This window comes from Asanoa sp. NPDC050611 (assembly GCF_040654855.1).
In the GTDB taxonomy this organism is placed as follows: domain Bacteria; phylum Actinomycetota; class Actinomycetes; order Mycobacteriales; family Micromonosporaceae; genus Asanoa.
In genome coordinates, this window is sequence record NZ_JBFAIU010000532.1 from 1 (window position 1) to 3,415 (window position 3,415).

Genomic DNA, 3,415 nt, shown 5'->3' on the forward strand with positions numbered 1-3,415 from the left:
GCCCGTTCGATGCGCGAGGTCGGCTCATCGCCGGCAGGCCGCTCGATACGCGAGGTCGGCTCATCGCCCGCGGGCCGGTCGATGCGCGAGGTCGGCTCATCGAGAGCCGGCCGCTCCGTGCGGTCGGTTGGCTCGTCGCGGGCCGGCGGCTCGAGGCGTGAGGTCGGCTCGTCGGCGCCGCTGTCGCGCGGGTGGTCGTCGGTCATCGTCGGTCCTCCCGCGTCAGGCCCGGAACAGGTGTCGGCGGATCGCAGCCACGTTGCCGAAGATACGGACCCCGAGCACGACCACGACGCCCGTGGAGAGCTGGCCGCCCACGCCGAGCTGGTCGCCGAGGTAGACGATCAGGGCGGCCACGAGCACGTTCGAGATGAAGGAGATCACGAACTGCTGGTCGTCGAAGATGCCGTCGAGCTTGGCCCGGACGCCGCCGAAGACGGCGTCGAGGGCCGCGACCACCGCGATCGGCAGGTACGGCTCCAGCCAGCCGGGCACGGTCGGGCCGAACACGAGGCCGAGGACGACACCCACGATGAGGGCGAGAACGGGGATCATCTAGCCGCCTCCGGACGGTTTCGGGGAGGTGCCGCCGGGCGTCGGCGTGGCGCTGGCCGGCGTCGGGCGGGTCGCGTAGTTGAGCTGTGGCTCGGTGGCCGCGGGCAGGTTGAGGTCGTCCTCGCGGTGCGTGTCGAAGCCGATGTGCTCGGCGTCGGCGACCTTGCGCATCAGCGCCGCCGCGGCGGAGTCCTGAAACTTGTCCTCGAGGTCGCGGTCCCCGATCACCCGGATCTCGTACGGGCTCGTGACCGGGCGGAAGTCGACCAGGATCGCGCCGCCGGCCTTGCGGATCGTCGAGGTCGCGGTGAGCCGCTGGTCGTTGATCGCGATCGCCTCGGCGCCGGACGCCCACAGGGCGTTGGTCACGAGCTGCAGGTCACGGTCGAAGATCCGGCCGAGGTCGCTGGCGTCATCGCCCTCGGCGGCCTCGGCGGAGTCGGTCAGCCGGACGACCAGCCCGTCGCCCGTGACGCGGCGCAGCCCGGTGGCGGCCTCGACGTCGCGCCGCTGGGCGGCCTGGTCGCCGCCGAGGGCCGCGTCGCGCTCGCGGGCGACCTCGTCACGGAGGCGGTCGGCCTGGCTGCGCAGGTTCTCGGTGGCCTCCTGGCGCGCCTTGATCTGGCTGACCAGGTCGGCCCGGGCCTGGCTGCGGCGCGGCTCGTCGGCGACGGTCTGCCGGTAGGCGACGGCGAACAGCAGGCCGATCAGCCCGGCGACCAGCACCGCGGCGGTCCGCCGGGTGCCCTGCCGCCACCCCCGCGGCGGGCCTTCCCGCGCGCGGCGGGCGGCCGCGTCCGCGTACCCCGGATCAAGGGGGTTGCTGAACAGCTCGGTGAGAAAGTCCGGCGACATCCAGCGGCGCTGCGGCGATTTGTCGTCGGTGGGGCCCGTCATGCCGGCTCGCCCGTCTGCTGGCGGCCGGCGCGGATCACCCGCGCGGCCTGGCCGACATAGAGGAAGCCGGCGATCCAGTAGAGGACGATGCCCCACCAGGCCAGCCCCCAGCCGACCGCCGCGGCGCCGGTCGCGATCGGGGGCGCGGCGTGCGCGAGCAGCAGCACGGGGAACGCGGCGAGCAGAATGAACGTGGCGGTCTTGCCGAGGTAGTGGACCTGCGGCGGGCCGAACCCGTTGCGGCGCAGGACGAACAGGCAGAGCGCCATCATCAGCTCGCGGGCCACCAGGGCGGCGGTGAACTCCCAGGGGACGATCTCGCGGTACGTGAAGGTGACCAGCACCGCGAGGATGTAGAGCCGGTCCGCGGCCGGGTCGAGCAGCTCACCGAGGCGGCTGACCTGGCCGAGCCGGCGGGCGACCCAGCCGTCGACCCAGTCGCTGCTGCCACCGATCGCGAGCACGACCACCGCGGCGACGTCGTTCTGCGGCCCGATCATCAGCCACATGAAGACCGGGACGCCGAGCAGGCGCAGGAAACTGATCAGATTGGGCAGGGTGAGGACGCGATTGGTCGCGACGGTGGGCGTACGCGACACCGTGAGCCTCCTCAACCGCGACGGGCCTCCCCTGGCACTGGCTCGGCAGTGCCGCCCACCACCGGCGGCCGCGGACGGACGCGGACGGCGCGCGGGACCAACCCCCTGATCATTGGCGGTGCCACTATATCGACCCTGTCATGACACGCCGAGCCCACCGTGCTCACGCTCACCGCGCGAGCAGTGCGTCGATCTCCGCCGTGATCCTTTCCGGGCACTCGAGCGGAAGCAGGTGACCCGCGCCCGGGATCTCGGTCAGGCGGGCGCCCGCGATGCCGGCGGCCAGCGTCCGGGCGATCTCCGTGAAGTCCGGCGCGTCGGCGTCACCCACCGCTACCAGCGTCGGAGCGGTGATCACGTGCAGGAGCGTCGATGGCCGGTCGGTGTCGTCGGGCAACTCGAAGGACTCGGTCACGGTCTGGTTGCCGAGCCCGGTCCGCATCGCGGGTGCCACCGCTTGGGCGATCGCGTTCAGCTCCGGTGACCACTCGCGCACCGGCCCGCGGACCCACATGTCCAGATTGAGACCGAGCGCGCCGGCGAGGTCGCCGGCCTCGAGGAGCTTGCCCTCGGCGGCGCCGTAGTCCCTGACCACCGGGCTCCACTCCCACCCGGACACGGGCGCGGCGAGCAGGCCGAGGTGGGTGACCCGGTCGGGCCAGCGGGTCGCGAACTCCAGGGAGATGTAGCCGCCCAGCGAGTTCCCCACGATCGCGGCGCGCTCGATCCCCAGGTGGTCGAGCAGTTCGGCCAGGTCGTCCCGGTGCCGGAAGCCTTCGGCCGGCGGTGGGGTCCGGCCGAATCCGCGCAGGTCGTAACGGATGACGGTGTGGGTCCTGGCCAAAGACGCGGCGACCTGGTCCCAGCTGTGATGGTCAGCGACCCCGCTGTGCACGAGCACGACCGGAGGGCCTTCCCCTTCGACTACGGCGGCAATGTCCGACAAACGACACTCCTCGATCGAGCGACAAATTCCGGGGGTCAGTAGACCCCAGGGCCGCCGCACACACGACCGATTTACGCCCCCGACAACGCCGAACCAAACCGCACGCTCATCACGATGAAGGGGGTATGAGAACACCGCCGCCCCCGGCGTCGTCCAGTCCGCAGACGGATGCTCCGCTGCGCGTGATGCCGCTGGGCTACCGCACCGAACAGCCGGCGATCGCGGTCCACCGGGGCGTCACTGACCGGTTTCCGGGCCATGGCGATCCCCCGCGCCTCGGTGCCGGCCGGGCACGCGGTCAGCCGCCGGCCGCCGACGCCGGACACACTGCGATCACGGTCCACCAGAACGTCACCAGCCACGGCGCGAACCGCACACCGCGGGCGCCCAGCATCTCGATCGCGATGTTGTTGCGGAC

At 72.2% G+C, this 3,415-nt stretch carries 4 protein-coding genes and 1 pseudogene; all 5 read right to left on the bottom strand.

Features of this window, described 5'->3' with window-relative positions; translation table 11 throughout:
- Positions 1 to 206: pseudogene (locus AB0H87_RS39650) on the bottom strand (hypothetical protein); the annotation flags it as partial.
- A gap of 16 nt (positions 207 to 222) precedes the next feature.
- Positions 223 to 555: a small basic family protein gene (locus AB0H87_RS39655; RefSeq protein WP_278083895.1), complete on the bottom strand. Its 333-nt coding sequence runs from the start codon at positions 553 to 555 to the stop codon at positions 223 to 225.
- A complete protein-coding gene (locus AB0H87_RS39660; RefSeq protein ID WP_360158301.1) occupies positions 556 to 1,452 on the bottom strand; it encodes a DUF881 domain-containing protein in 897 nt (298 codons plus the stop codon). It abuts the gene before it with no gap.
- A complete protein-coding gene (locus tag AB0H87_RS39665; protein WP_360158304.1) occupies positions 1,449 to 2,051 on the bottom strand; it encodes a CDP-alcohol phosphatidyltransferase family protein in 603 nt (200 codons plus the stop codon). Before AB0H87_RS39665 ends, AB0H87_RS39660 begins: the two co-directional genes overlap by 4 nt.
- A gap of 169 nt (positions 2,052 to 2,220) precedes the next feature.
- A complete protein-coding gene (locus tag AB0H87_RS39670) occupies positions 2,221 to 2,997 on the bottom strand; it encodes an alpha/beta hydrolase (protein WP_360158307.1) in 777 nt (258 codons plus the stop codon).
- Between the last annotated feature and the right edge of the window lie 418 nt (positions 2,998 to 3,415).